The organism is Nocardia sp. CA-290969, from assembly GCF_050936135.1.
Classification (GTDB): Bacteria; Actinomycetota; Actinomycetes; order Mycobacteriales; family Mycobacteriaceae; genus Nocardia.
In genome coordinates this window covers 17,421-37,036 of record NZ_JBNJNJ010000001.1, presented here as the reverse complement: position 1 = coordinate 37,036, position 19,616 = coordinate 17,421, and the positions used below count along the sequence as shown (strand labels likewise).

General features: G+C 68.7%; 31 protein-coding genes. 12 read left to right on the top strand and 19 right to left on the bottom strand.

What is annotated here, in order from left to right:
* Position 1 precedes the first annotated feature (1 nt).
* From ACQEVO_RS00265 to ACQEVO_RS00215, 11 genes are all read left to right on the top strand, one after another.
* The gene (locus tag ACQEVO_RS00265) at positions 2 to 169 is read left to right on the top strand and encodes a DUF7196 family protein (RefSeq protein ID WP_432907410.1); all 168 of its coding nucleotides are present in this window, start codon (positions 2 to 4) and stop codon (positions 167 to 169) included.
* A gap of 199 nt (positions 170 to 368) precedes the next feature.
* Positions 369 to 2,060, top strand: coding sequence for a major capsid protein (locus ACQEVO_RS00260; protein ID WP_432907407.1), 1,692 nt, complete (start codon positions 369 to 371; stop codon positions 2,058 to 2,060).
* Between the two features lie 201 nt (positions 2,061 to 2,261).
* The gene (locus tag ACQEVO_RS00255; protein WP_432907405.1) at positions 2,262 to 2,903 is read left to right on the top strand and encodes a hypothetical protein; all 642 of its coding nucleotides are present in this window, start codon (positions 2,262 to 2,264) and stop codon (positions 2,901 to 2,903) included.
* Positions 2,903 to 3,328, top strand: coding sequence for a hypothetical protein (locus ACQEVO_RS00250; RefSeq protein ID WP_432907402.1), 426 nt, complete (start codon positions 2,903 to 2,905; stop codon positions 3,326 to 3,328). The genes ACQEVO_RS00255 and ACQEVO_RS00250 overlap by 1 nt, the downstream gene beginning before the upstream one ends.
* On the top strand, positions 3,325 to 3,546 hold the full coding sequence (locus ACQEVO_RS00245) for a holin (protein WP_432907399.1): 222 nt from the start codon (positions 3,325 to 3,327) through the stop codon (positions 3,544 to 3,546). Before ACQEVO_RS00250 ends, ACQEVO_RS00245 begins: the two co-directional genes overlap by 4 nt.
* Positions 3,547 to 3,552: 6 nt before the next feature.
* Positions 3,553 to 3,942, top strand: a complete 390-nt coding sequence (locus ACQEVO_RS00240) for a hypothetical protein (protein ID WP_432907397.1) — start codon at positions 3,553 to 3,555, stop codon at positions 3,940 to 3,942.
* Positions 3,943 to 4,100: 158 nt separating this feature from the next.
* Entirely contained in the window at positions 4,101 to 4,946 is an 846-nt protein-coding gene (locus tag ACQEVO_RS00235) for a hypothetical protein (protein ID WP_432907394.1), read from the top strand.
* A gap of 75 nt (positions 4,947 to 5,021) precedes the next feature.
* Positions 5,022 to 5,948 carry a glycosyltransferase family protein gene (locus ACQEVO_RS00230; protein ID WP_432907391.1) on the top strand — a complete coding sequence of 309 codons (927 nt, stop codon included), beginning with the start codon at positions 5,022 to 5,024 and terminating at the stop codon, positions 5,946 to 5,948.
* Positions 5,945 to 6,592, top strand: a complete 648-nt coding sequence (locus ACQEVO_RS00225; protein ID WP_432907388.1) for an FkbM family methyltransferase — start codon at positions 5,945 to 5,947, stop codon at positions 6,590 to 6,592. The genes ACQEVO_RS00230 and ACQEVO_RS00225 overlap by 4 nt, the downstream gene beginning before the upstream one ends.
* A gap of 1 nt (position 6,593) precedes the next feature.
* Positions 6,594 to 7,649, top strand: a complete 1,056-nt coding sequence (locus ACQEVO_RS00220; protein WP_432907385.1) for a glycosyltransferase — start codon at positions 6,594 to 6,596, stop codon at positions 7,647 to 7,649.
* Entirely contained in the window at positions 7,639 to 8,280 is a 642-nt protein-coding gene (locus ACQEVO_RS00215) for a hypothetical protein (protein ID WP_432907382.1), read from the top strand. The genes ACQEVO_RS00220 and ACQEVO_RS00215 overlap by 11 nt, the downstream gene beginning before the upstream one ends.
* A gap of 1 nt (position 8,281) precedes the next feature.
* Here ACQEVO_RS00215 and ACQEVO_RS00210 read toward each other — a convergent pair whose 3' ends face one another.
* Genes ACQEVO_RS00210 through ACQEVO_RS00160 form a run of 11 tightly spaced genes read right to left on the bottom strand, consistent with a single transcriptional unit; the run spans position 8,282 to position 13,766 of the window.
* Positions 8,282 to 8,710: a hypothetical protein gene (locus tag ACQEVO_RS00210; RefSeq protein ID WP_432907379.1), complete on the bottom strand. Its 429-nt coding sequence runs from the start codon at positions 8,708 to 8,710 to the stop codon at positions 8,282 to 8,284.
* Positions 8,703 to 8,879 (bottom strand): hypothetical protein, encoded by a 177-nt coding sequence (locus tag ACQEVO_RS00205; protein ID WP_432907376.1) that lies wholly within the window; start codon positions 8,877 to 8,879, stop codon positions 8,703 to 8,705. The genes ACQEVO_RS00210 and ACQEVO_RS00205 overlap by 8 nt, the downstream gene beginning before the upstream one ends.
* A gap of 8 nt (positions 8,880 to 8,887) precedes the next feature.
* On the bottom strand, positions 8,888 to 9,415 hold the full coding sequence (locus tag ACQEVO_RS00200) for a hypothetical protein (protein WP_432907374.1): 528 nt from the start codon (positions 9,413 to 9,415) through the stop codon (positions 8,888 to 8,890).
* A 3-nt stretch (positions 9,416 to 9,418) separates the two neighbouring features.
* Positions 9,419 to 10,168 (bottom strand): hypothetical protein, encoded by a 750-nt coding sequence (locus ACQEVO_RS00195; protein ID WP_432907372.1) that lies wholly within the window; start codon positions 10,166 to 10,168, stop codon positions 9,419 to 9,421.
* 3 nt (positions 10,169 to 10,171) lie between these two features.
* Positions 10,172 to 10,930 (bottom strand): M15 family metallopeptidase, encoded by a 759-nt coding sequence (locus ACQEVO_RS00190; protein WP_432907369.1) that lies wholly within the window; start codon positions 10,928 to 10,930, stop codon positions 10,172 to 10,174.
* Between the two features lie 31 nt (positions 10,931 to 10,961).
* On the bottom strand, positions 10,962 to 11,681 hold the full coding sequence (locus tag ACQEVO_RS00185; protein ID WP_432907366.1) for a hypothetical protein: 720 nt from the start codon (positions 11,679 to 11,681) through the stop codon (positions 10,962 to 10,964).
* A complete protein-coding gene (locus ACQEVO_RS00180) occupies positions 11,678 to 12,085 on the bottom strand; it encodes a hypothetical protein (RefSeq protein ID WP_432907363.1) in 408 nt (135 codons plus the stop codon). Before ACQEVO_RS00180 ends, ACQEVO_RS00185 begins: the two co-directional genes overlap by 4 nt.
* Positions 12,082 to 12,879 (bottom strand): hypothetical protein, encoded by a 798-nt coding sequence (locus ACQEVO_RS00175; protein ID WP_432907361.1) that lies wholly within the window; start codon positions 12,877 to 12,879, stop codon positions 12,082 to 12,084. The genes ACQEVO_RS00180 and ACQEVO_RS00175 overlap by 4 nt, the downstream gene beginning before the upstream one ends.
* A 13-nt stretch (positions 12,880 to 12,892) precedes the next feature.
* On the bottom strand, positions 12,893 to 13,153 hold the full coding sequence (locus ACQEVO_RS00170) for a hypothetical protein (protein ID WP_432907358.1): 261 nt from the start codon (positions 13,151 to 13,153) through the stop codon (positions 12,893 to 12,895).
* Positions 13,153 to 13,485, bottom strand: coding sequence for a hypothetical protein (locus ACQEVO_RS00165; RefSeq protein ID WP_432907355.1), 333 nt, complete (start codon positions 13,483 to 13,485; stop codon positions 13,153 to 13,155). The genes ACQEVO_RS00170 and ACQEVO_RS00165 overlap by 1 nt, the downstream gene beginning before the upstream one ends.
* Positions 13,486 to 13,541: 56 nt before the next feature.
* Entirely contained in the window at positions 13,542 to 13,766 is a 225-nt protein-coding gene (locus ACQEVO_RS00160; protein ID WP_432907353.1) for a hypothetical protein, read from the bottom strand.
* A gap of 169 nt (positions 13,767 to 13,935) precedes the next feature.
* Between ACQEVO_RS00160 and ACQEVO_RS00155 the strand changes: the two genes are divergently transcribed.
* A complete protein-coding gene (locus ACQEVO_RS00155) occupies positions 13,936 to 14,145 on the top strand; it encodes a hypothetical protein (RefSeq protein WP_432907351.1) in 210 nt (69 codons plus the stop codon).
* A 46-nt stretch (positions 14,146 to 14,191) separates the two neighbouring features.
* On the opposite strand, the gene ACQEVO_RS00150 is transcribed toward ACQEVO_RS00155, so the two are convergent.
* The 8 genes from ACQEVO_RS00150 to ACQEVO_RS00115 are packed head-to-tail and all read right to left on the bottom strand — an operon-like array spanning position 14,192 to position 19,543.
* Positions 14,192 to 14,569 carry a DUF7240 domain-containing protein gene (locus tag ACQEVO_RS00150; protein ID WP_432907348.1) on the bottom strand — a complete coding sequence of 126 codons (378 nt, stop codon included), beginning with the start codon at positions 14,567 to 14,569 and terminating at the stop codon, positions 14,192 to 14,194.
* Positions 14,452 to 14,994 (bottom strand): hypothetical protein, encoded by a 543-nt coding sequence (locus ACQEVO_RS00145; RefSeq protein ID WP_432907345.1) that lies wholly within the window; start codon positions 14,992 to 14,994, stop codon positions 14,452 to 14,454. Before ACQEVO_RS00145 ends, ACQEVO_RS00150 begins: the two co-directional genes overlap by 118 nt.
* Before the next feature lie 55 nt (positions 14,995 to 15,049).
* On the bottom strand, positions 15,050 to 15,643 hold the full coding sequence (locus tag ACQEVO_RS00140; RefSeq protein ID WP_432907343.1) for a DUF7172 family protein: 594 nt from the start codon (positions 15,641 to 15,643) through the stop codon (positions 15,050 to 15,052).
* 2 nt (positions 15,644 to 15,645) lie between these two features.
* Complete coding sequence (locus tag ACQEVO_RS00135) at positions 15,646 to 16,242, bottom strand: DUF7172 family protein (protein WP_432907341.1); 597 nt, start codon at positions 16,240 to 16,242, stop codon at positions 15,646 to 15,648.
* Positions 16,243 to 16,252: 10 nt separating this feature from the next.
* Entirely contained in the window at positions 16,253 to 16,870 is a 618-nt protein-coding gene (locus ACQEVO_RS00130) for a DUF7172 family protein (protein ID WP_432907338.1), read from the bottom strand.
* Positions 16,871 to 16,872: 2 nt separating this feature from the next.
* Positions 16,873 to 17,535, bottom strand: a complete 663-nt coding sequence (locus ACQEVO_RS00125; RefSeq protein WP_432907335.1) for a hypothetical protein — start codon at positions 17,533 to 17,535, stop codon at positions 16,873 to 16,875.
* Positions 17,532 to 19,130 (bottom strand): hypothetical protein, encoded by a 1,599-nt coding sequence (locus ACQEVO_RS00120; RefSeq protein ID WP_432907332.1) that lies wholly within the window; start codon positions 19,128 to 19,130, stop codon positions 17,532 to 17,534. Before ACQEVO_RS00120 ends, ACQEVO_RS00125 begins: the two co-directional genes overlap by 4 nt.
* A 29-nt stretch (positions 19,131 to 19,159) precedes the next feature.
* On the bottom strand, positions 19,160 to 19,543 hold the full coding sequence (locus tag ACQEVO_RS00115; protein ID WP_432907330.1) for a phage tail fiber protein: 384 nt from the start codon (positions 19,541 to 19,543) through the stop codon (positions 19,160 to 19,162).
* Positions 19,544 to 19,616 lie beyond the last annotated feature (73 nt).

Genomic DNA, 19,616 nt, shown 5'->3' with positions numbered 1-19,616 from the left:
CATGGGATGCGGGTGCGGCGGCCAGAAGAAGCCGAAGCAGATCCATTACGAGCTGACCAAACCGGACGGTTCGACAGCCACCTACACCTCGCAGGTGGAGGCGCGGATGCAGCGGAGTTTGGCCGGCGGCGGCACCATCCGGCCCGTCGCCGGACCGAAGCCGGGGTAGCCGTGCACCCCCGATTCATAGCGTGACATCACGCGGGACGACCTTGCTGGCTGCGGGCCGGAGCGACTCCCTGGTTGGACCTGGTGACCCTTGCTGGCTGCGGGCCGGAGGACGCCACAGCTGTACCCGGTGACCTTGCTGGCTGCGGGCCGGAGGAGCCGACGACCTGTCGTATTCCTGCACCCCCGAAGGAACTCCGATGCCATTCGAACTGCCGAACCCGCTGCCCACCAGCCGCGAGGAACTCGCCGCCCTGCACGAGGCCGCCACCGCCGAATTCAACCGGATCGCCGAGTCGGTGGAAGCCGACACCGCCGACCTGTCCGATGCCGACGTCGAAGCGCTGCGCGTAGTGACCGAGGCGCTCGACACCCTCGAGACCGCGGTCGCCGGCCTCGACGACGCCGACGCCCGCCGCGCCGAAGCCGCCCGGCTGGTCGCCGACCGCCGCCAACGCGAACAGGCCGAGGCCACCACCGAGGAAGCGGACGACACCACCGACGCCGACGACACGGACGGCACCGAGGACCAGGCCGACGCGGACCAGGTGGTCGCCGAAGCCGAGCAGGCCACCCGGGAAGCCGCCACCGAAACGGTCACCGCCGCCAGCAAGCCGCGGCGCCGCACCAGTTTCGCCGGCGCCAACCGCGGCCGCGCACCCCAGATCCCGGCCGACCCGGCACCGAACCCCACCGCCGGGTGGCAGATGCGCCCGGACGCACCCGGTTACGTGCCCGGCATGGTGAAGCTCAACGCGATCACCGCCGGACTCGCCGCCGCGGCGAAAGGGTCGGGGTCGGCGATGGCGCGCCCGAACGGCGCCAGCGAGCCGTCCGGGCACACCCCGCAATACCTCGGCCAGTACGTACGTGACGTGCCGGCGGTCGAGGACCACGAGACCCTCAACGAGGTCCTCGACGCCGCGGTGGCCGCGTCCATCCAGCCGGACGGTTCGCTGACCGCGGCGTGCTGCCCGCCGCCGCAGGTGTCCTACGATTTCTGCCCGGTCGAACCGGCACGCGACCTGTTCGTGCTGCCGGAGATCACCGCCGAACGGTGCTCGATCTCCTGGCCGGAGGAATTCGACATCACCCTGGACTGGCAGGTGCTGTGCGCCGCCGAGCTCGACGCCGACCCGCCCACGGTGAAGCGCTGCCACACGGTGCCCTGCCCGGAGGACTTCGCCCAGTTGTCCCTGTGCTACCTGCCGCTGTGCATCGAGTCCGACATCATCAGCGACCAGGTCTGGCCGGAGGTCGTCGACACCTTCACGCAGAAGTTGCTGGCTGCCCAGCAGCGGCAGCGGTCGATGTGGATGCTGACCAAGATCCTCACCGATCCCACGACCCGCGACCTGGTGATCCCGGCCGGCTCGCAAATCGCGGCGGCGTCCAGCGTTCTGAACAGCCTGGCGATCGCGGCGATGGGTGTGCGGGCCTCCCGCAACCTGGCCCGGGACGCGATCGTGGCCGGCGCGGCACCGACCTGGGTGTTCGAGCTGATGCGCAACGACATCGCCAACCAGGAAGGCATCAGCACCTTCGACGTGTCCGACGCCCAGGTCCTCGGCTGGCTGAACCAGCGTCGGATCCAGCTGCAGTTCGTCGGCGAATGGCAGAAGTGGAATCCGAACTGGACCCAGTTCCCCGCCACCGTCGATATCGCCCTGTGGGAAGCCGGCGCCTACTTCGCGCTGGTCAAGCCGATCATCGACCTCGGCGTCATGTACCCGCGGGAACTGCTGCAGATCAACCGCTACACCCGCATGTTCACCGAGGACGGCCTCAACGTCGGCAAGCGCTGCGGTGATTCCGTCGTGGTCACCATCCCGGTCTGCCCGGACGGTGCTATCGGGCAGCGGCTGGACGTGCTCTGCGCCAGCGGGTCCTGATCCCGCGCACCGCCGGGGCCAGCCCAATCGTGGCTGGCCTCGGCGGTAGCGCATCACCCACCCCGAGGAGACCTCGATGACCACCCCGCTCATGCCGCCCGGTGTGCAGCACACCGGCCTCCCCAAACACCGCAGCCGTTCGGGCTGTGGTCGGTTGCGCCGCCGATCGACCTCGACCCGCCGGCCCGACTGCTCGGCGGCGTGCACTGGACCCCGACCAACTGCGGGCCCTCGGGCATCTGGCAGCACGAGCCGTGCCCAGACCCCGAGATTCCGCCGGCGCAGACGAAAACCGGTGCCCGCCCGGACGATGACACATTCCCCACGCTCGTCGTGTGGGCGACCGACGAGTGCAGCCTGTACGCCACCGACACCAGCGAGAACCAGGCCCGCGCCGCGCAGCTGCTGATGTTGCACGCCCCGCTATGGGTCGAACAGGCGTTTGCCACCGAACTCGCCGCACGAGCCACACCACTCCCGGACGCCGGCGACTTGACCGAGGCCTTCGGCGCGCTGGAGGAAGCACTCGGCGAGACCGGGTTCGGCGGTGTCCTGCACGCCCGCCGCGGCCTGTCCGCGGCCGCGGCCGAGCGGCGGCTCACCTCGGCACAAGGCAGCACCCTGGTCACCCAGCTCGGCAACCGGGTGGCGTTCGGCGGCGGCTACACCGCCCTCGGCAACACCGTTTACGCCACGGGCCCGGTGACCGTCTGGCGCGGCCCGATCATTCCCCGGGTCGCGGTCGAGCCGACCACCAACGAGCGCCAGGCCGTGGCCGAACGGATGTTCGGGTTCGGGTGGGAATGCCCGACCACCGTCTACGCGGTCGAGGTGACGGGCTGATGCCGGCGGGGGTGTTCGTCCTCGTCGAGGGCAAGACAGCCGAGGTCGAGGTCCCGGACCCGGTGCTGCGTCAGGACGCGATCAATCGGCTGGTCGCCGCGGCCCGGCCGGACGCGTGGCGTATCGACAAGATTGTGCGCCCGGGCGGCCCGGCGTACCGGGCGCCGCTGGAGATCGTGATCGCCGCGGGCCTGATCGACATGCCCGCCTACGAGCCCGGCGACGGGCCGGTGCTCATCAAGAACGACGGCAACGGCCAGGAGCTGCTCTCCGCGGCCGCGCTGCCGGCGGAGCCTCCGCGGACAGGGCCCGGCTCCGGCGTGCAGGTGTGGCGCACCCATCTGCGCGCACACCGGATCCCGTTCGACCCCGACGACAAGCGCGCGGAGCTGATCGCGCGCTGGGACCAGCGAGGTGCACAGTGACGACCGCACGGTTCTGGAAGGCCACCGGCGAGCGGGTGGTCAAGACGTTCGCCCAGGCGCTACTCGCGTCGATCACGGTGGGCTCCGCGATCACCGATATCGACTGGGCCACCGCGGCATCCATCGCCGCCACCGCGGCCGCGGTCGCGCTACTCACCTCCATCCTTTCCAGCGGTGTCGGAGACCCCGAGTCCCCCAGCCTCACCGGCGAGGAATGACCCACCGTGACTGCGACGACGGAAGAACGCGACGACATGACCCTGGTTGAGATCGCCACCGCCCTCGGCACCCTCGGTGTCGGCGGCGTAGCCGGCACCCTCATGGATCGCATATTCCTGCGACGCCGCAACCGCGCCGACCTCCTCGTCACGCTGGAGGACCTCTCGGCGCGGATCACCGAACGCGCCCTGGCCCAAGCCGACGAACGCATCGCCCAGGCCGAGCACCGGGTGCGCCAGGTCGAGGCGAAGCTCGACGAGCACCAGCGTGACGCGCTGCAGCAGGACGAGCGGCGCCGGGCCCGCGCGGAGCTGCACGCCGACTGGGATCGCGATGTGGCCCAGCGGCTTCAGGACCTCGGGCAGCCGGTCGGGCCACCGCCGGCGCTCGAATAAGCGCTGTCCGGTCGGCCGCGGTCCACCCCTGCTGGTGGGTCGTTTCCCCCCTGCCGCGGCCGGCCGGCAGCTCCCGTGCACCCCCAGTTCATAGCGTCCCAGCCAGGGAAACGGCCTGCCGGCGCTCGTGCGCACGAGTAGCAGGAGGCAACAACAGCATGGCTGGAAAGAGGGTTTCGATCGTCCGGGGCAAGAGCATCCGGGCGACCAAGGCGAACCGATGCGGTATGCCACTGGAGGGTGAGGGCAACTACGCCGTCACCAAGGGGTATGTGACCGTGTCGCTCACCCCGGTGTTGAAGGACGCGGAGGAACTGGAGCAGCAGAACGCCGACGGCGAGATCTGCGGCCAGGACCGCACCGCCCCCGAGATCAAATGGTTCGAAGTGTCGGTCGAGTTCTGCGGTGTCGACACCTGCCTGTGGACCATGCTCGGTGGGTGGGCGCCGGTCGTCGACTACGCCGGCAACCCGGTCGGCTTCGAAACGTCCCGCAAGGTCGTCACCGACTCCGGTGTCGTAATGGAACTCTGGTCCGGTACCAGTTCCGAAAACACCTGCGCTCTGCCGGCCAACGATGACGTGTTCGGCCAGTCCGACGCGGTCACCGGCGAGGAGTTCGGCTACTTCGTTTTCGGCGTCAAGGAATGGCAGCTGAGCGGTGGCCTCGAGATCGGCCGCCAGGTGTCGACCTTCACCATGTCCGGGATCACCATGGACATCACGGGGTGGGGCCGCGGCCCGTACAACGTGGTGCCGATCGACGCCCAGCTCACCCCGGGCCGGCTGCTCGCCCCGGTCGGGAGCTTGGTGGACGGGGTCTCCGATATCCACTTCGAAACCACCCCGATCGCGCCGCCGGATCCCACCGACGGCTGCTGCACCCTCGCGGTGCAGTCGATCTTCACCGCTCCGAACTACTACTACGGCGGCCCGTCCAACGAGCCGGCCGCCGATGTCGCACCGGCACAGCCGGCCTGCGACGCGGTACTGCCCGGCAGCTAACCCGGGCTTCGACTACCGCGCCCGGCTACGGTCGGGCGCGGTAGTCGTGCACCCTGCGTTCCTACCGTCCCGGGCATGCGCATAGCGTTCCTCGGAAACTTCCGCACCGACTACACGTCGGAGACCCACCACGCACTCAGCCTGGAAGCACTCGGCCACACCGTCGACCGCCTCCAGGAGTCGGAAACGCACGCCGCCGATATCCTCGACACCGCCCTGCAGGCGGACGCGTTCGTGTGGGTCCACACCCACGGCTGGCGTACACCCGGCATCGACCGCGTCCTGCGCGATCTGAAACGCCGCGGCATCCCCACCCTCACCTACCACCTCGATTTGTGGTTCGGGCTGCAGCGGCAGCGCGATATGCGCCGCGACCCGTACTGGCAGGTCGATCACTTCTTCACCGCCGACCGGCTCATGGCCGAATGGCTCAGCGACAACACCCGCATCCGCGGCTACTACCTGCCCGCCGGCGTCTACCACGCCGAGTGCGCACCAGCCACCCCCGGCGAGCAGTTCGATATCGCGTTCGTCGGATCGCGCCGCTACCACCCGGAGTGGCCGTACCGGGGGCGGCTGCTGGACTGGCTGACCACCACCTACGGGGACCGGTTCCGGCACTACGGCGGCGACGGCCTGGGCGTCGTACGCGGCACAGCACTCAACCAGGTGTACGCCGACGCCCGGGTCGTGGTCGGCGACTCCCTGTGCCTGCGCTACCAATACCCCGACTACTGGTCCGACCGGGTGTACGAGACCCTCGGCCGCGGCGGGTTCCTCATCCACCCGCAGGTGCCCGGCATGGATGCCACGTTCACCGACCGCAAGCACCTCGCGTTCTACGAGTACGGGCGGTTCGACCAGCTGCGCGAGCTGATCGACTACTACCTCGACCGAGACGACGAACGCGAACAGATCCGGGCGGCCGGCCACCAGCTGGTGCGCACCGAGCACACCTACCTCGACCGGTGGGCGACGATCCTGGAGGTCCTCGGCCGATGATCGTGCTCACCCCGAACCCTGCGCACCGGTTCCTCGGCCGCGACGGCTCCCCCTCCGACGAAGCCGTGATCCGCGAGTGCTGGGTCGAAAACGTGTACCAGATCCACCGGGGCGATCTCCGCGACACCGGGATCCTGATCGACATCGGCGCCAACATCGGCGCCGTCTCGATCTACGCGGCTTCCCTCGGCGCCACCGTGATCGCCTACGAACCCGAACCGGACAACCTGGCGTTGTTGCAGCAGAACATCGCCGGCAACGGTATGGCCGAACGGGTCGTCGTCCACGCGGCCGCGGTCACCGACTGGCACGGCACCGCGCAACTCGAACCGGCGCACGGCAACTCCCGCATCGTCGACTACGGCAGCGGGATCACCGTGCCCTCCATCACCCTCGACGATGTGTTCGCCGACCTCCCCGATGGCTGCGACGTCCTCAAGATCGATATCGAGGGCAGCGAACGCGAACTCATCGCCGCCGCCGCTCCGGAGACCCTGGCGCGGATCCGGTATCTGACCATGGAATTCGACGCCGCACCCGACGACGAATTCGGGGCGATGGTCACCAAGATCGCCAAGGTGTTCAACACCCACATCATCGGCTCACCCGAGCGGGGCGGCTACATCTACGGCCGGAGGTACTGACATGCGGATCGGCCTGATCGGCCGCGCCGAAAACACCGGGTTGGGCATCCAGACCTGGGAATTCGCCCGCCACATGCACCCCGCGAAAACGCTGGTTGTCGACCTCACCGCGGGCACCACCCGCCGGCTGTACCCGGAGCGGTTCCCCGGCGCGAAAATTATTCAGGGAATTCCGGACCGCCGGCACTTAGAAGAGTTCGTCGACGGCCTGGACGTCGTGTTCACGGCGGAGACCCCATACAACTACGACCTCTTCACCGTGGCCCGCGCCGCGGGCGTCAAGACGGTGCTGCAGTACAACTTCGAGTTCCTCGACTACCTCGCCCGCCGCGACCTTCCGCGCCCGGACCTGCTCGCCGCACCCAGCCCGTGGCGGTACGACGAGGTCACCGCGACGATGCCCGGACAGCGCACGATGCTGCTGCCGGTGCCCGTCGCCGACCGGGTCCGCCCGCCTACCCACTACAGCAGCCGGGCGATCGACTTCCTGCACATCGTCGGCCGGCCCGCTATCCACGACCGCAACGGCACCGCAGATCTGATCGAGGCCCTGCAATATGTGCGGTCGGAGATCTCGGTGACGATCCGCTGCCAGGACCCGAAGTATGTGCCGCGGCTGATGGCCGGGCGCCGTCTCCCCGACCATGTCCACGTCGACCTCGAGCACGACGACATTGACTACTACTGGCAGCCTTACCACGCGAACGATGTGCTGGTGCTGCCGCGCCGGTTCGGGGGTCTCTGCCTGCCCGCGCAGGAGGCACTCGCCTCCGGGCTGCCGGTGGTGATGCCCGATATCTCGCCGAACAATCTGCTGCTGCAGCCCGACTGGCTGGTGCCGGCACGCCGGACCGGTTCGTTCCGGGCCCGCACCGATATCGACCTCCACACCGTCGACCACCAGGCGCTGGCCGCAACGATCGACCGATTCGCCAGCGACCCCGCGTTCTTCCGCCAGGCGCAGAGCATCGCCCGCGCGACCGCGGAGCAACTGTCGTGGAACGCGCTGAAACCGACCTACCTCGACACGTTCTGGCGGCTGCACAATGGCGCCTGACATCGCGTTCGGGGTAGTCGCTCACCCGGCCCGGCTCACCGCGGCGCAGGCCTTGGCCGGCCGACTCGACGGGCACCTGTCCGTCGACGACGGCCGTGGCCCGGTCGCCAACCACCGCGCCGTCTGGCAGCACTTCGCCGGCACGGCCGCGGGGTGGGTGTGCGTGTTGGAGGACGACGCGCTGCCCGTGGACGGGTTCGGCGAGCAGCTGCGCGCGGCGCTCGCCGAGGCACCGCACCCGGTGGTGTCGCTGTACCTCGGGACCGGGCGCCCGCCCGGGGTGCAGTCGCGGATCCGGACCGCGCTCGACCGCGCCGACGCCCAGGGGGCGTGCTGGGTGACCGCGGACCGGATGCTGCACGCGGTCGGTATCTGCCTCCGTGCCCGCCATATCGGGGACATGCTCGCGTTCACCGGGCGCGCTCCGGAGCTGGCGGCCGCGGACTCGCGCTGGGATCGGTGGCTGCGGGCCCGGCGGTTGCGGGTGGCGTATGCGGTGCCGTCGCTGGTCGACCACGCCGACGGTGCGACGCTCGTGCAGCACCCGGACCGGCAGCCGCGGAACGAGGTTCGGCGGGCGTGGCAGGCCGGTGCCCGGGTGCAGTGGTCGCGGTCCTGCGTCCGGCTTTGAGCTACGCCGGGGTGTAGGTGGCGCCGATCCGGGCGGCTTCCTCCCGGGCGGCGTTCGCCAGGAACGGGCGGCCGCGGGTGCCGGGGTGATTGACCTTGGCGGCGAACACTGTCCGCGGACCGATCTGGAACCGAAGCGCCTTCGCGCGGCGTGGCCGGATCACGTACGGTCCGGAGCCGTTGTGGACGGCGGCGGAGTAGTTGGCGTGGGCGGTGACACCGCCGCTGGCCTTGAGATCGGTCACGGTGATCGGGTCCTGGCGGATCATCCGGCGCAGGTTGCCGGTGTCGACCGGTGCTTTGTTGCTGGCGTTGGACTCGACGCGCCGGTCGACCATCGCGACCGTGCGGACCAGGATCCCCTGCGGGCCGGTGAGCTGGGTGGCCAGCTGGTTGCGGTCGATCCGGTACACCGGCCGCTGGTTAGCCACGGCAGCCCAGTCCGAGGTGATGGTTTTTCGCCAGTTCCATCATTCCGGCGAAGGTGACCGGATCGAGTGGTTCGCCGGCCTCGTCGACCGCGCTGGAAGTCATGTGCTGGCCGTGAGCGTTGATGTGCCGCTCGATGACGATCCGCGCGACGCGCGTGCAGTCAGACATGAGGTCACTCATTTCTGTCGGAGTTGGATGTGCGCCCACTGGGTCCAGGCGATAACGCCGCCCTCTGGACCATACGGCTCACCGGCCGCGATCATGGTCGACAGTGCCACCTTCTCCTCGATGTCGGCCATCGCCCACACCAGCGCCTGATCGATCCGGACACTGTCGTCCAGGGCGGCCAAGGCTTCCTTCTCGAGTGCGTCCCAGTCCGGTTCGGGCTCGGTCACAGCGCAGCGCATGATCCCGGCCTCGACGGTGAGTGCCTTCGTCTCAGTGCATTCCGATTTCTGATCGCGCCGTTCCTCCGGCAGCTGCGTGGTGCGGAATCGGCGCACGACCCGCACCCACGCCAACGGGTCACCGCAGTTGCCGCCGGAGGCGTACCCGTTCCACACCGCCAGGGGCATCGTGTCGCCGGCGAAAAACCGTACGGTGTCGGTGCCGCCGCCGAATGGTGGTGTGGTCTGGCCGTTGGTGAATGCCCGTTTCATGGCCTCGGCCATGAGCCCGACCACGACGATCGCCGTATCCGCCACCGTTCACCTCACCTTCGGTCCGGTGGCCAACCGAGCCGGGTTGTGGGCGCGGATCCACAGGTCGATGGTGTCGATACCGGTGAGGCCCGCACCAAACAGGTCTGTCGGGTCGATCATCTGCATGCTCATGCCCTGCCGGGTGACGGTCTGCACCCGCCGCGGAAGCCGGCACTTCCCGCCGGAACACGCGTTGAAGAACTCCATCGCGAGCTGCCCGACGTGGGTGGCCGCTCCCGCCGGCGGCGGCACGCCGCGCTGGTAACGCACTGCCCAGGTGCCCGGCTTCCCGATCGCAGCACCCAGGTCCTGCGAGGGCCATTGCCCGTCCAGCCGGTAGAGGTAGTCGCCCTCGAGCTGGTACTCGCCCGGGTCCAGTGGTTCGCCGGCGATCTCGACGGCGTCCACGGCCTGTACCGGTCCAGGCAGGTGCACCACGGTCGGCCCGGACCGGGAGCAGCGGCCGCGGCAGCCGCACGAGATGTTGCGCCAGGCGCCGTCTTCCCAGATCGGGATCACCGGCATCGGTGCGGGCAGGTTCGCCCCCGGATAGAGGTACGGGTCGTACGGGTACAGGCCGGTGTCGCAGCGGGTCGGACACGGGCGGACGATCGCCGGGCACACCCCGAACTGGCGGCCGGTGAGCGCCCACAGCACAGCCACCGCGCTGTCCGCGGCGTACTGCATCCGCTGCTTGTCGATGTCCTCGCACAGCTTCGGCCAGCACGACGGATCGATTGGCCACTGGCAGCTCATGGTTCAGCCGGCGGCCTTGCGTGCGATGGCGTCGGCGATCTTCTCCGGCAGCGCGTCGATGCTGGCCCGGAGTTCGGCCAGCGCCTTCGGGATCTCGATCGACGCCTCGTGCACGCGGGCGTCGGCGTTGAGGAGCATGCCGGCCAACGTGTCGACCGGTTGGTCGCTCTGGCGGTGTGCGGACCGCGACGGGTAGGGCTGTGTCAGTTCCTTGTGCACGCGCCGCAGCATCGCGTCCTGTTCGGGGGTCATGTCGTCGTCCTCCTTGGATGGTGTGCCGTAGATGCCGAGATGGCCGGCGTTGAGCCGGTGAGCGAAAGCGGCGATGCGCGGGTCGCCTTCGCGGAATCCGAGCTGGTAGTGCATCTCGTCCGCACGCGACCAGTCCGCGCCCCAGAACACGGTGCTCTCGAACAGCGCCAGGCCGACGCGCACTTTGGCGATCCGGTCCCGCGGCATCGTGCGGTAACCCCACGGGTACTGCGGGGCGTTGATATCCACCGCCGTGCCCGACAGATGGTTCGAGTTCGCGACGTCGTTGGTGGCCGACCAGCCCCACACCGGAGAGCGCAGCGGCTCGACGTTGCGGTGGTACCAGGCCAGCCATGCGACGAGGATCGTGCTGGCGTCACCGGCCCGGAGTGGTGCGGTGTTGGTGTTCGGTAGCCCGATCGACGGACCGCCGACCACGCACATGTCGCGGTCGACCATGCGCCACCCGTTCTCGCTGACGCTGTACCCGTACACGGTGCGGAAGCCCATGGCCCGGACGGTACGAGCCGAGGGTGCACGGTCAGTACGGGCGATCGTGGGCGCGGATGTTCGCGATCGCCGGCGAGTAGTACTGACCGGAGAACGCGCCGGCGGCGTTGCCCTCGCACGACAGGAACCAGCGCCGCCGATTCGCCTGCCCCGCCGGGACGATGCCCACCGAGTCGTTCCAGGACACCCGGAGGATGCCGTTCTGGATCAGCTGGAACACGCTCTGTGTCGGGCTGTACATGCGCCGGCGGAACCGGATGATGTCCCCGGCGGCGACCCGGTTGGTCACCGCGGCCCGGCTCGTGGCCGGTGTGACGCCCCAGCTGCCGCCCGGCGAGACGATCGAGGCGTTGATGTAGGTGTAGATCGCCATCGCGTTCGTGGCGTTCTGGGTGCCCTGGAAGAAGATCGCGTACACGAGGCACATTCCTGCGGCCGGCCCGTTGTCGAGCATTCCGCACCCGATTGCGGTGGCGTTATCCGTTGCGATACCGCCTGCCGGTGTGCCGATCTCGGCGGCGACTTCCCAGTTGTCGGTGATCAGTCTGCCGCCGTTGTGGCTGTCCGGTGCGACGTAGGTTTCCCAGGCGCCTTGCCGGGCGGAGAGCTGAGCCGGGGTACTGATCTGCACCTGCTGGTTGAAAATCTGGCACGAGTCGAAATCCGGGCGCCAGTTCGGCCCGAGGTCCGTCGAGTTCGCCCGGTCGAAATCGTCCCAGTGATCCATCAGGGCGGGCGGCTGGACGATCACCGGCGCACCACCTTGGCCTCCATACGCACCTGCGCACCCGGGTCGGTGTTGGCCGCGGTCATCCACGGCCACACCAAGTCGTCCTCGTCGAGGTCGATGCTGATCGCGTTCCACGCCGGTGTGATGGCCGGCGCGAACGATGTCCCTGGGATAGCGTCCGCGGGATCGATGCCGTTGCGGCGCAGCTCCACCGCGACCGTGCCGCCGCTACCGACGATCGCGCACCGGTAGCGGAGTGCGAGGAGTGTGCAGTCGTACGGGATCCACAACCCCAGGTCCAGCTGGCCGGCGCCGACCGCGTGGACGGTGAACGTTTGGTAGATCTGCCAGCCGTCGGTGAGGTCCCGCAGCCGCACGGCCTCGTCCTCGCCGGCCGGTTCGGGCCCGAGGAGGCGCACTGTCATCCGTGGACCACGATCCGGTAGGCGCCGGTCGCCGGGGCGACAGCGAATGTTGCTGTGACGGTGTTGGCGTCGGTGTGCTCGATATCGGGGAGCACCTTCTCGAAGGTGGCGTTGTCGAACACCTCCACGGTCACGTCCCGGGTACCCAGGTTGTGGGTGACAGCGATGCTGGTCGAGGAGCCGTTGCCGATGTTGGCCGCGTACTTGCGCACCACCACCGAGGTATCGACCCGCAGCCCGGACGCCGACAGCGACAACCCGGAACTCGTGTCCAGGTCGACACTGATGGTTTCGCCGGTGATCGCGATACCGTTGCCCGCGTTGTAGGACGGGCCACCGCCGGACCCGAACTGAGTCCACACGAGCGCGGTGGTGCCGACCACGATCGGATCGTTGGCCGTCTGCACCCACTGGGTGTTCTCCTGCGTCGACCCCTGGCCCACCCATATCGCGGTGCCGTCCGCGAGCTCCTCGCCGGTGTCGGCGTCGGAGGCGCGGGTCATCGCGACCGCCGCACCGTTCCACACGTAGATGCCGTTCTCCGCGCCCGCGGTCTGGTTCTTCACCAGCACCCGGTCCCCGGGGCCGAGCGCGACGCCATCGATGGAGGCGCCCGGCGCCGCCAGGTTCAGGTTCCCGGTGGTGGCAACTATCGCTGGATCCTTCCAGCGCAGACCGTGCAGGAAGTTCTCGAGATAGGACAGCGTGACCGCGTCCTGCGGTTGCGTGGGGTCGCCGACGCTCACGATGCGCTGGCCCTGCAGGTCCAGCCCGTTCATGATCTTCGTGGCCATATCGGCATGCCTCCTAGGCGAGTTCGGCGCGGCCCGCCACCGGTGCCGCGAAGGTCAGGACGACGCTGTTCAGATCGGGAAACTCGGCGTCGGGGATCACCATCTGGCCGTCGACGAGCACGAGCAGCGACAGCGGATACCGGGCGAACGGATGCGCGATGGTCCAGGTCGCGGCCGGCGTCGATTGGATGTGCTCGTATCCGCCGCCTCCGGGCGGCCCGGGCGGGCCCGGCGGTCCGGGGATCGGGAGGTAGTTGGTGCAGCTGCAGGCCATCAGCAGCCGCCCTGGTGGTAGACGCAGCCGGCGCGCCAGGTGTACGGCTCGACGCCCTCCATGGCGAACCGGATCCGGGCGCTGGAATCACGCGGGATCCGAGCCTGCTCGGCCGGCACATGGAACGACAGCCACTCACCGTTCACGTTGCCCACGACGGAGAGCGACCAGCCCCAGGGGTGCGAGAGTTCGAGCGTGGCCACGAGATCGGCCGGCCACCCATCGCAGTTGCGGAAGGACAGGTTGAGAGGGTCACCGCACACGAAGTAGACACGTAGCTCACCGGGCACGTTCCCGCCGCCAGTGACCGAGGGCGCGCAGCACGAGACCATGCCGCGCACGCTACGAGCCCGGGGTGCACGTGCACCGGCGCCCCGGGCTCGATGTGTTAGACGCGGGGCGGCCAGTTCCAGTGGCCCGGCGTCGGCACCTCAGCGAACGGGATCTTGGCCTTGTTGCTGGTGCCGTCGCGGTACATGACGAACAGGTCCACTGTGGATCCGTCCTCGTGTACGTGCGTGATCTTCGCGGCGGTCGGGGCGGGCAGGAACTCGCCGCCTGGGGTGCCGTAGGTCTGGTAGTGGACATCGCGGGAGATCGACGGTTTCTGCATGCCCGGCACCGTACGAACCGGGCATGCACGGGCCTGGTCGCCTCGGTGCAGAGGGCACCACACAAAACCATTGTTGCAATTCACTACCCTAGTGTTGTAACGTATTACCCGTCGGGCCGGGGTCGGACCCAGATCGACAGGCAAATCACCACGACAGGAAGTGAATCCAATGCGAACCATCACCGCCACCACAGCCTCCGCCGACCGGATCATCGAATTCTTCGGCGAGAACGATCTCGACCACCTCACCACCGACCAGATCCGCGCCGAACTCGCCGCCACCTATCGGGAGCGCAACCACCGGATCGACAACGGGCTGGATGTCGAGGACCAGGAGTGGCGGATCGGCCGGTGTCGGGTCGCCCTCGACCGCCGCTGAGCGCCCAGCGCCCCGGCCCCTGAACGGGGCCGGGGCGCACTGCTGTTCACTTCCCAAACGCGGCGAACTGTGCCTGCATCGACCTGAACGAGGACATCTCCTCGTCGGGGGTGAAGCCCGCGACCGGCCCGGTTTCTGTCGGGTCCGGTTTGTAGAGGTCGCGGCGCAGACGCGCGAGTTCCTTGGAGTCCTTGCCCTCCTCAAGGATGCCCTCGACGATATCGAGCAGCTGGTGCATCCCGAGCTGGCGTAGCGGATCAGTAATGCCGGCCAGGGCAAGGCGGGCGCGGAGCTGCCGCCAGTTCTTTATCGTGACCGCGGCGAGGATCGCCGCGGCCCGGTAGGGCGGTTCGTGCCCAGCGTCATGATCCGTTTCATCAGATCGTCGTAGAAGTTCTCGTCGATCTCCCCGGCGTAGGTCCACTCCTTGATCTGCTGCACCGAGCGCGGTGAGACGTGGCGGTTCATGAAGTCCTGGAAGTCGCCGCGGCCGACACCGGCCTCACCGAACCCGAACACGCCCAGGTAGCGAACCGCGGCCGCGGGGGGTGCTTTGACCTCGACGCGTTTGCCGTGCAGCTCGATCACCAGGTGCGGCCACTCCGGCTCTTCCTCGGTGGTGAGGTCGACGGCCGCGCCGCTGCTGTCGATGACCTGCGGCTGGTCGTCGCGGCGAGCCAGGGCCGCCTTACGTTCATCCAAGCGCTCCTGCAGCCGGGCAACCTGCTCCTCGAGGGCGGCGGCCTCCTCCTCCGGGCTCAAGGTGTCCTGCGGCCTGGGGGTGTCTGCGGCTTCGGCCTTGTCGGCGTCGGCGGCGAAATCGGCGGACCCTTCCGGTGGCTCGAACATGTGTTTCCCCTTTTCGTTGGTGTCCCCGGCACGGTACGAACGAGGCGTGCACCGGTCAGGTGAGCGCGGGGTAGGCGAATATGTCGAGCTCGGTGTCGCCGGTGTCGATGAGGTTCTCGATCTCGGGCACGTACTCGGGTAGCGGGTCAGCCGACCAGGCGAGCCGCACGATGTACAGCGCGACCCGGACCTTGAGGGTTTCGCCGGCCGCGAGGGTGACGTCGGGGCCGATCGGGGTCGTGGTGCGGCCTTGCCGGTGCTCCCAGATACCGAACACCACCGCCGGGTCCAGGCCGCGGTCCATGCCGCCACCGTGCCTGCTGGTCGCCATGTTCGTCGCGGGGTCGGCCGGGGCGACACCGGATGCCCAGCCGCGGCGTTGTTCGACGACGAATCTCTTATTCGCGGTGGTGATGACCTGGCTGGCGTCGCGGGTGCACATGCCGTAGGCGTGCTGCGGGATCGGGGTGGTGTTGGTCCAGGCGAGTGTGAGGTCGTGGACGAGGATCTCGGCGGTGTCGGTGAGGGGGTCGATGAGATTGCCGGCGACGATGCCGGTTTCGACGTGGCGCCATTGCAGCCACGGGTGCGGGCCGATTACCCCGTCGGTGGTGTCGAAGCTATCGGGGTCGATGCAGGGTTCGGTCATGGTCAGATCACCTCCAGCAGCGGGGCGGCCAGCAGTTGCAGCCGCACCCAACGGGCGTTCACTTCCTGCATGGCGTTGCCGCCGGTGCGCCACTCCCCCGGTGTCGTGACGACGCATTGGTAGCGCACCTGCACGGTTTCGCCGGCGGCGATCGCGCCGAGGGCGTCGATGGTTTGCCAGTCGTCCCAGTCGTTGAACAGGCGCGCGTACCAGTGGAACCGGGAGCCGAGCAGGGTGGGTGTGGTTTTCAGCCGACCCGCGATGCCGTCGGTGGTCACCGGCGGTACCGGCGCGTTCGGGCTGAGCCCGATATCCCAGGACACCGCATCGGAGAGGACGACCGTGTTCGCGTTTCCGGAGACGATGCTCCGCGGCGCACGGTGGGTGATCAGGTGCAGGGACTGCCATGCACCGCTGGTGTTGGTCCAGATCAGGTCCGTGTCGATTACCGGTACCGGGTCGGGTGCCTGCCCGACTTGGCCGTCCGCGGAGGAGGTCGCGAACCGTTCGGCGGGGATGTAGGGCAGCCATGCTTGGGCGAGGTCGGTGCCGCGCTGGGTGGACAGCATGTATTCGGTGGTGCAGATTTTCAGGCTCACCTCGGGGCTCCTACTGGATCGATGGGTCGAGCGTGGGCGCCGCGAACAATTGGAGACGGACGCTGCGGGCGTGGGCCTCGTGCAGCGGCTGCCCCTCGGATGCGTTGGGAGACCACGGCGGCGGGGTCCACACGTAGCAGCGATAGTGCGCATTGAGCGTCGCCCCTGCCGGGAGCGGGTCGGGCAGCCAGTTGTCCGAACTGCTCATGTCGTGGTGCAGATAAAGGCGCCCGTAGTCCGGCTGGCCCGCGTTATCGGTGCCGGTATCGAAGCTGGTCCCCATCTGGCTGTTCACCAACCGCGACGGGTCCGGTGTCCGTGGTGTGGCATCGACCGCTGTTTCCCAGGCTTCCCGGAACTGGACCGCGTTCGGTGTGCTGGTGATGATCGACCGGTATGCGCGGGTGACGCGCAGCAGCATCAGCGACGGCAGCGGCGAATCCGACACCCAGGAAACCGTTTGGTCGATCATCAGTTTGCCGGGCAGCCGGGTCTGCGCGGTGAGCGCGCCGTCGCCGGTGGAGGTGCCGGTGACATCGGCGACGAGCCGGAACACGCTCCAGGGCGCGATACCGAGCTGGCCTCCAACGATCGTCAGATTGCGGGAAACGCATACGTCGTTTGCCATGGTCAGCCTCTCGAGGTCATCGATAGGGACAGCGCCGTGGGAACCGCTGTGCTGAAAACGGAAGCCGCACCGATATTGCGGGCACCACCGACGCCAACAGCGGTGAGCGCCACGCCCTGGCCGGCGGCGAGGTACAGCTGCCCGACCACGGTGACCGGGATCCAGCCTGCGCCGGCACCCTCGTAGACGCGGCCGCCGAGGCGGGTGACACCCTCGACGGTCACGGCCGCCATCAGGTACGCGCCACCGAGTTCGAACCAGACGGTCGCGCTGACGTCGTAGGGCCCGGTTTCGGGTGCCACGACCGCGGGCGCGAGACCGCCGCCGGTGCCCCAGTCCCCGATCTGGTTGCTGATGCCGTCGAAGATGACCGGGCCGCCGGACGCAGGGATCGACTGCAGCCCGGTCCGTACCGCGGTGATCGACGGCAACGCTTGCACCGTGACCGCTTCCGGATCGACTCCGCTCGGCGGCCGCGTAGCGAGAATGCGTGAGCCGCCGTCGCGGTGGGAGCCGGCCAGGTTGCCGTCCTGGTCGGTCCACAGCACCCATTCCCCGCAGCGCACGGAGTCCGGGTGCTCGGCCAGGTCCAGGCGGCGCTCGGTGTCGCGCGACCACTCGGCGTCGGTCCGCGGCGGATCCTTGCGTTCGGTGGTGCCGGTCATCCCGCCGCCCCTCCCAACTCGATCGGCCGCGCGATCGCATCCAGCGTGACCCGCACATCACGAGCGCCGGCGGACCACGCGACCTCAACGGTTTTCAGCCGCATCCGCGTGGACAGTCCCGCCGAGGACGCGTGCACAACGAACACGTTGCCGGGCACCAGGTCCGACGTTTTGATGGGTGCCTCGGGGTGCAGGCTCGCGCCGGACGGAACCTCGAGCATGTCGCGTATGGCGCCGATATCGCGCAGGTATTGGCGGGCGGCCGCGGTGACGTTGCTCGCGCCGCGCATGTTGTCCAGGCTCCACATCGCCTGCAGGTGCAGGCCGGCCATCTCGATCCGCTCGGTGTGCGCCCAGTTCTGGCCTTGGACGCGGACGTCGTTGGCTGTGCGTTTCCCGGACCGCACGCGCCGCAGCCCGACCATGAAATCGCACTCGTCAAGTTCGGCGACCACGACATCCGGCGGGGTGCCGAGGATCGGTCGGCCGGCGACCACGGTCCAGTCCAGGCCGCGTTGCACCAGCTCGTCCATCGCCTGGTGCAGCATCTTGGAATCGGTGGTGGTGGAGTAGTCGTAGCGCTCCTCCGACAGAGCCGGCAGCACGATGGGGCGGGCGTCGATACCGTGCAGGTCCAGCATCGCCTGCCACAGATCGGCAGCGATCGGGGCGAGGTCGAGCCGCTGCCAGGACCGGGTCGTCGGCACCCGGGTGTACCACTGGAAGCCCCCGACATCGCGGGCGTCGATACGGGTAGCGCCGGTCACCAGTTCGGTGCTCACCTCATGGATCGACCCGGACCACACCTTCTCGCCGTCCTCGTAGAGGTCGATCCAGTGCAGCCACGGAATGAGATCGCCGGCGTCGATATCGAACGTTTGGATCTCAGCGCGCGTGACCTGGCTGCGGTCACGGGACCACACGATGTCGGTGGTCTCGTCGCATGCGACCCGTCCGACCGGGCGCCCGTCGACGGTGCGGACACCGATGGAGATATCGGTCGGGCCACCGGCCAGCGGGATCCCCGCGCCAGGGGTCCACGCGACCGCGGCCTCGACCGACCATCCCCACCCGACAGTGACCTCGGCATCGGCGTCTGCCGCCACATGCACATCGGCGTCGATGCTGTATCCGATCCCGATATCGGTTCCGGTGGGTCGGTCCGCGGCCGCGGCCGCCTCAACCTCCCACCCGACCCCGACAGTCGTGCCGGCCTCGATCTTCGGGATGAACTCGACCCACGTTTCGGTCGCGCCAGCGGCGACGGTGCGCTGCAGGAACGAGGACGCGAAGCCCTGTAGGTCGATGGTGTCGCCTGCGCTCACCGTGACATCGACCGTGCCGATGGTGGCGGTGTTCACGGTCAACAACTGGGTGCCGTTGAGCCGGACCCGGAACTGTTGTGTCCCACCGATGCTGGTGAAGTTGCCGCGGAATCGAATTGTCCCCAGGGCGTTGGCGTCCATCACCAGTGTGTTTCCGCCGGAGATCACGGTGGCGGGGAATCCGGCGCGGATCACGAAGGACGTCAAGGTCGTCCATTGGTTCGCGGTGATGGCCTCGGTGCCGGACTTGTTCATGCCCATGGACGACATGCGCTACCTCCTCCCTGACCGGCCGGCGCTTACGTTGCGGGGGTGGTGGTGGCGACCGTGCACTTGATCAAGGTGAGCGTGTCCCCGGAAGCGACGGGCCGCGGATTGTCCAGCACTCCGGAGGCCAAGAAGTTGCCCGCGGTCGGGTCGTCGTGCAGGGAGATGTGGGTGATGTTCTCGGTGGCGGTCATCGACCACGACCCGGACACCGATGACAGGGTCATCGAGCCACCGCTGGCGGCGTTGAGAGTGACCTGTACCCGGGTGGTGACCGCGGAGGCTTGCGCGGTCCCGTTGGCGCCGGGGTCACCGATATGCAGCTTCGCCCAGATCCCGGCCACGGGCGGCGGGGCCACACCCCGCAACCAGTCCAGGGTGGGGTTGGCAACGTTGGGGACGCTGACTCCTACCATCGCTATTCCTCGCCCTCCGTGGTGTCGGTGTCGCCCGTGGTGGTTTCGGCGCGGGTGTGGGCGACCGCGGCCT

Coding starts and splice junctions, on each gene's coding strand:
- ACQEVO_RS00265 (WP_432907410.1), top strand. CDS start 2: ATGGGATGCGGGTGCGGCGGCCAGAAGAAGCCGAAGCAGATCCATTAC.
- ACQEVO_RS00260 (WP_432907407.1), top strand. CDS start 369: ATGCCATTCGAACTGCCGAACCCGCTGCCCACCAGCCGCGAGGAACTC.
- ACQEVO_RS00250 (WP_432907402.1), top strand. CDS start 2,903: ATGCCGGCGGGGGTGTTCGTCCTCGTCGAGGGCAAGACAGCCGAGGTC.
- ACQEVO_RS00235 (WP_432907394.1), top strand. CDS start 4,101: ATGGCTGGAAAGAGGGTTTCGATCGTCCGGGGCAAGAGCATCCGGGCG.
- ACQEVO_RS00230 (WP_432907391.1), top strand. CDS start 5,022: ATGCGCATAGCGTTCCTCGGAAACTTCCGCACCGACTACACGTCGGAG.
- ACQEVO_RS00225 (WP_432907388.1), top strand. CDS start 5,945: ATGATCGTGCTCACCCCGAACCCTGCGCACCGGTTCCTCGGCCGCGAC.
- ACQEVO_RS00220 (WP_432907385.1), top strand. CDS start 6,594: ATGCGGATCGGCCTGATCGGCCGCGCCGAAAACACCGGGTTGGGCATC.
- ACQEVO_RS00215 (WP_432907382.1), top strand. CDS start 7,639: ATGGCGCCTGACATCGCGTTCGGGGTAGTCGCTCACCCGGCCCGGCTC.
- ACQEVO_RS00205 (WP_432907376.1), bottom strand. CDS start 8,879: ATGTCTGACTGCACGCGCGTCGCGCGGATCGTCATCGAGCGGCACATC.
- ACQEVO_RS00195 (WP_432907372.1), bottom strand. CDS start 10,168: ATGAGCTGCCAGTGGCCAATCGATCCGTCGTGCTGGCCGAAGCTGTGC.
- ACQEVO_RS00190 (WP_432907369.1), bottom strand. CDS start 10,930: ATGGGCTTCCGCACCGTGTACGGGTACAGCGTCAGCGAGAACGGGTGG.
- ACQEVO_RS00180 (WP_432907363.1), bottom strand. CDS start 12,085: ATGACAGTGCGCCTCCTCGGGCCCGAACCGGCCGGCGAGGACGAGGCC.
- ACQEVO_RS00175 (WP_432907361.1), bottom strand. CDS start 12,879: ATGGCCACGAAGATCATGAACGGGCTGGACCTGCAGGGCCAGCGCATC.
- ACQEVO_RS00170 (WP_432907358.1), bottom strand. CDS start 13,153: ATGGCCTGCAGCTGCACCAACTACCTCCCGATCCCCGGACCGCCGGGC.
- ACQEVO_RS00165 (WP_432907355.1), bottom strand. CDS start 13,485: ATGGTCTCGTGCTGCGCGCCCTCGGTCACTGGCGGCGGGAACGTGCCC.
- ACQEVO_RS00160 (WP_432907353.1), bottom strand. CDS start 13,766: ATGCAGAAACCGTCGATCTCCCGCGATGTCCACTACCAGACCTACGGC.
- ACQEVO_RS00155 (WP_432907351.1), top strand. CDS start 13,936: ATGCGAACCATCACCGCCACCACAGCCTCCGCCGACCGGATCATCGAA.
- ACQEVO_RS00145 (WP_432907345.1), bottom strand. CDS start 14,994: ATGTTCGAGCCACCGGAAGGGTCCGCCGATTTCGCCGCCGACGCCGAC.
- ACQEVO_RS00140 (WP_432907343.1), bottom strand. CDS start 15,643: ATGACCGAACCCTGCATCGACCCCGATAGCTTCGACACCACCGACGGG.
- ACQEVO_RS00130 (WP_432907338.1), bottom strand. CDS start 16,870: ATGGCAAACGACGTATGCGTTTCCCGCAATCTGACGATCGTTGGAGGC.
- ACQEVO_RS00125 (WP_432907335.1), bottom strand. CDS start 17,535: ATGACCGGCACCACCGAACGCAAGGATCCGCCGCGGACCGACGCCGAG.
- ACQEVO_RS00120 (WP_432907332.1), bottom strand. CDS start 19,130: ATGTCGTCCATGGGCATGAACAAGTCCGGCACCGAGGCCATCACCGCG.
- ACQEVO_RS00115 (WP_432907330.1), bottom strand. CDS start 19,543: ATGGTAGGAGTCAGCGTCCCCAACGTTGCCAACCCCACCCTGGACTGG.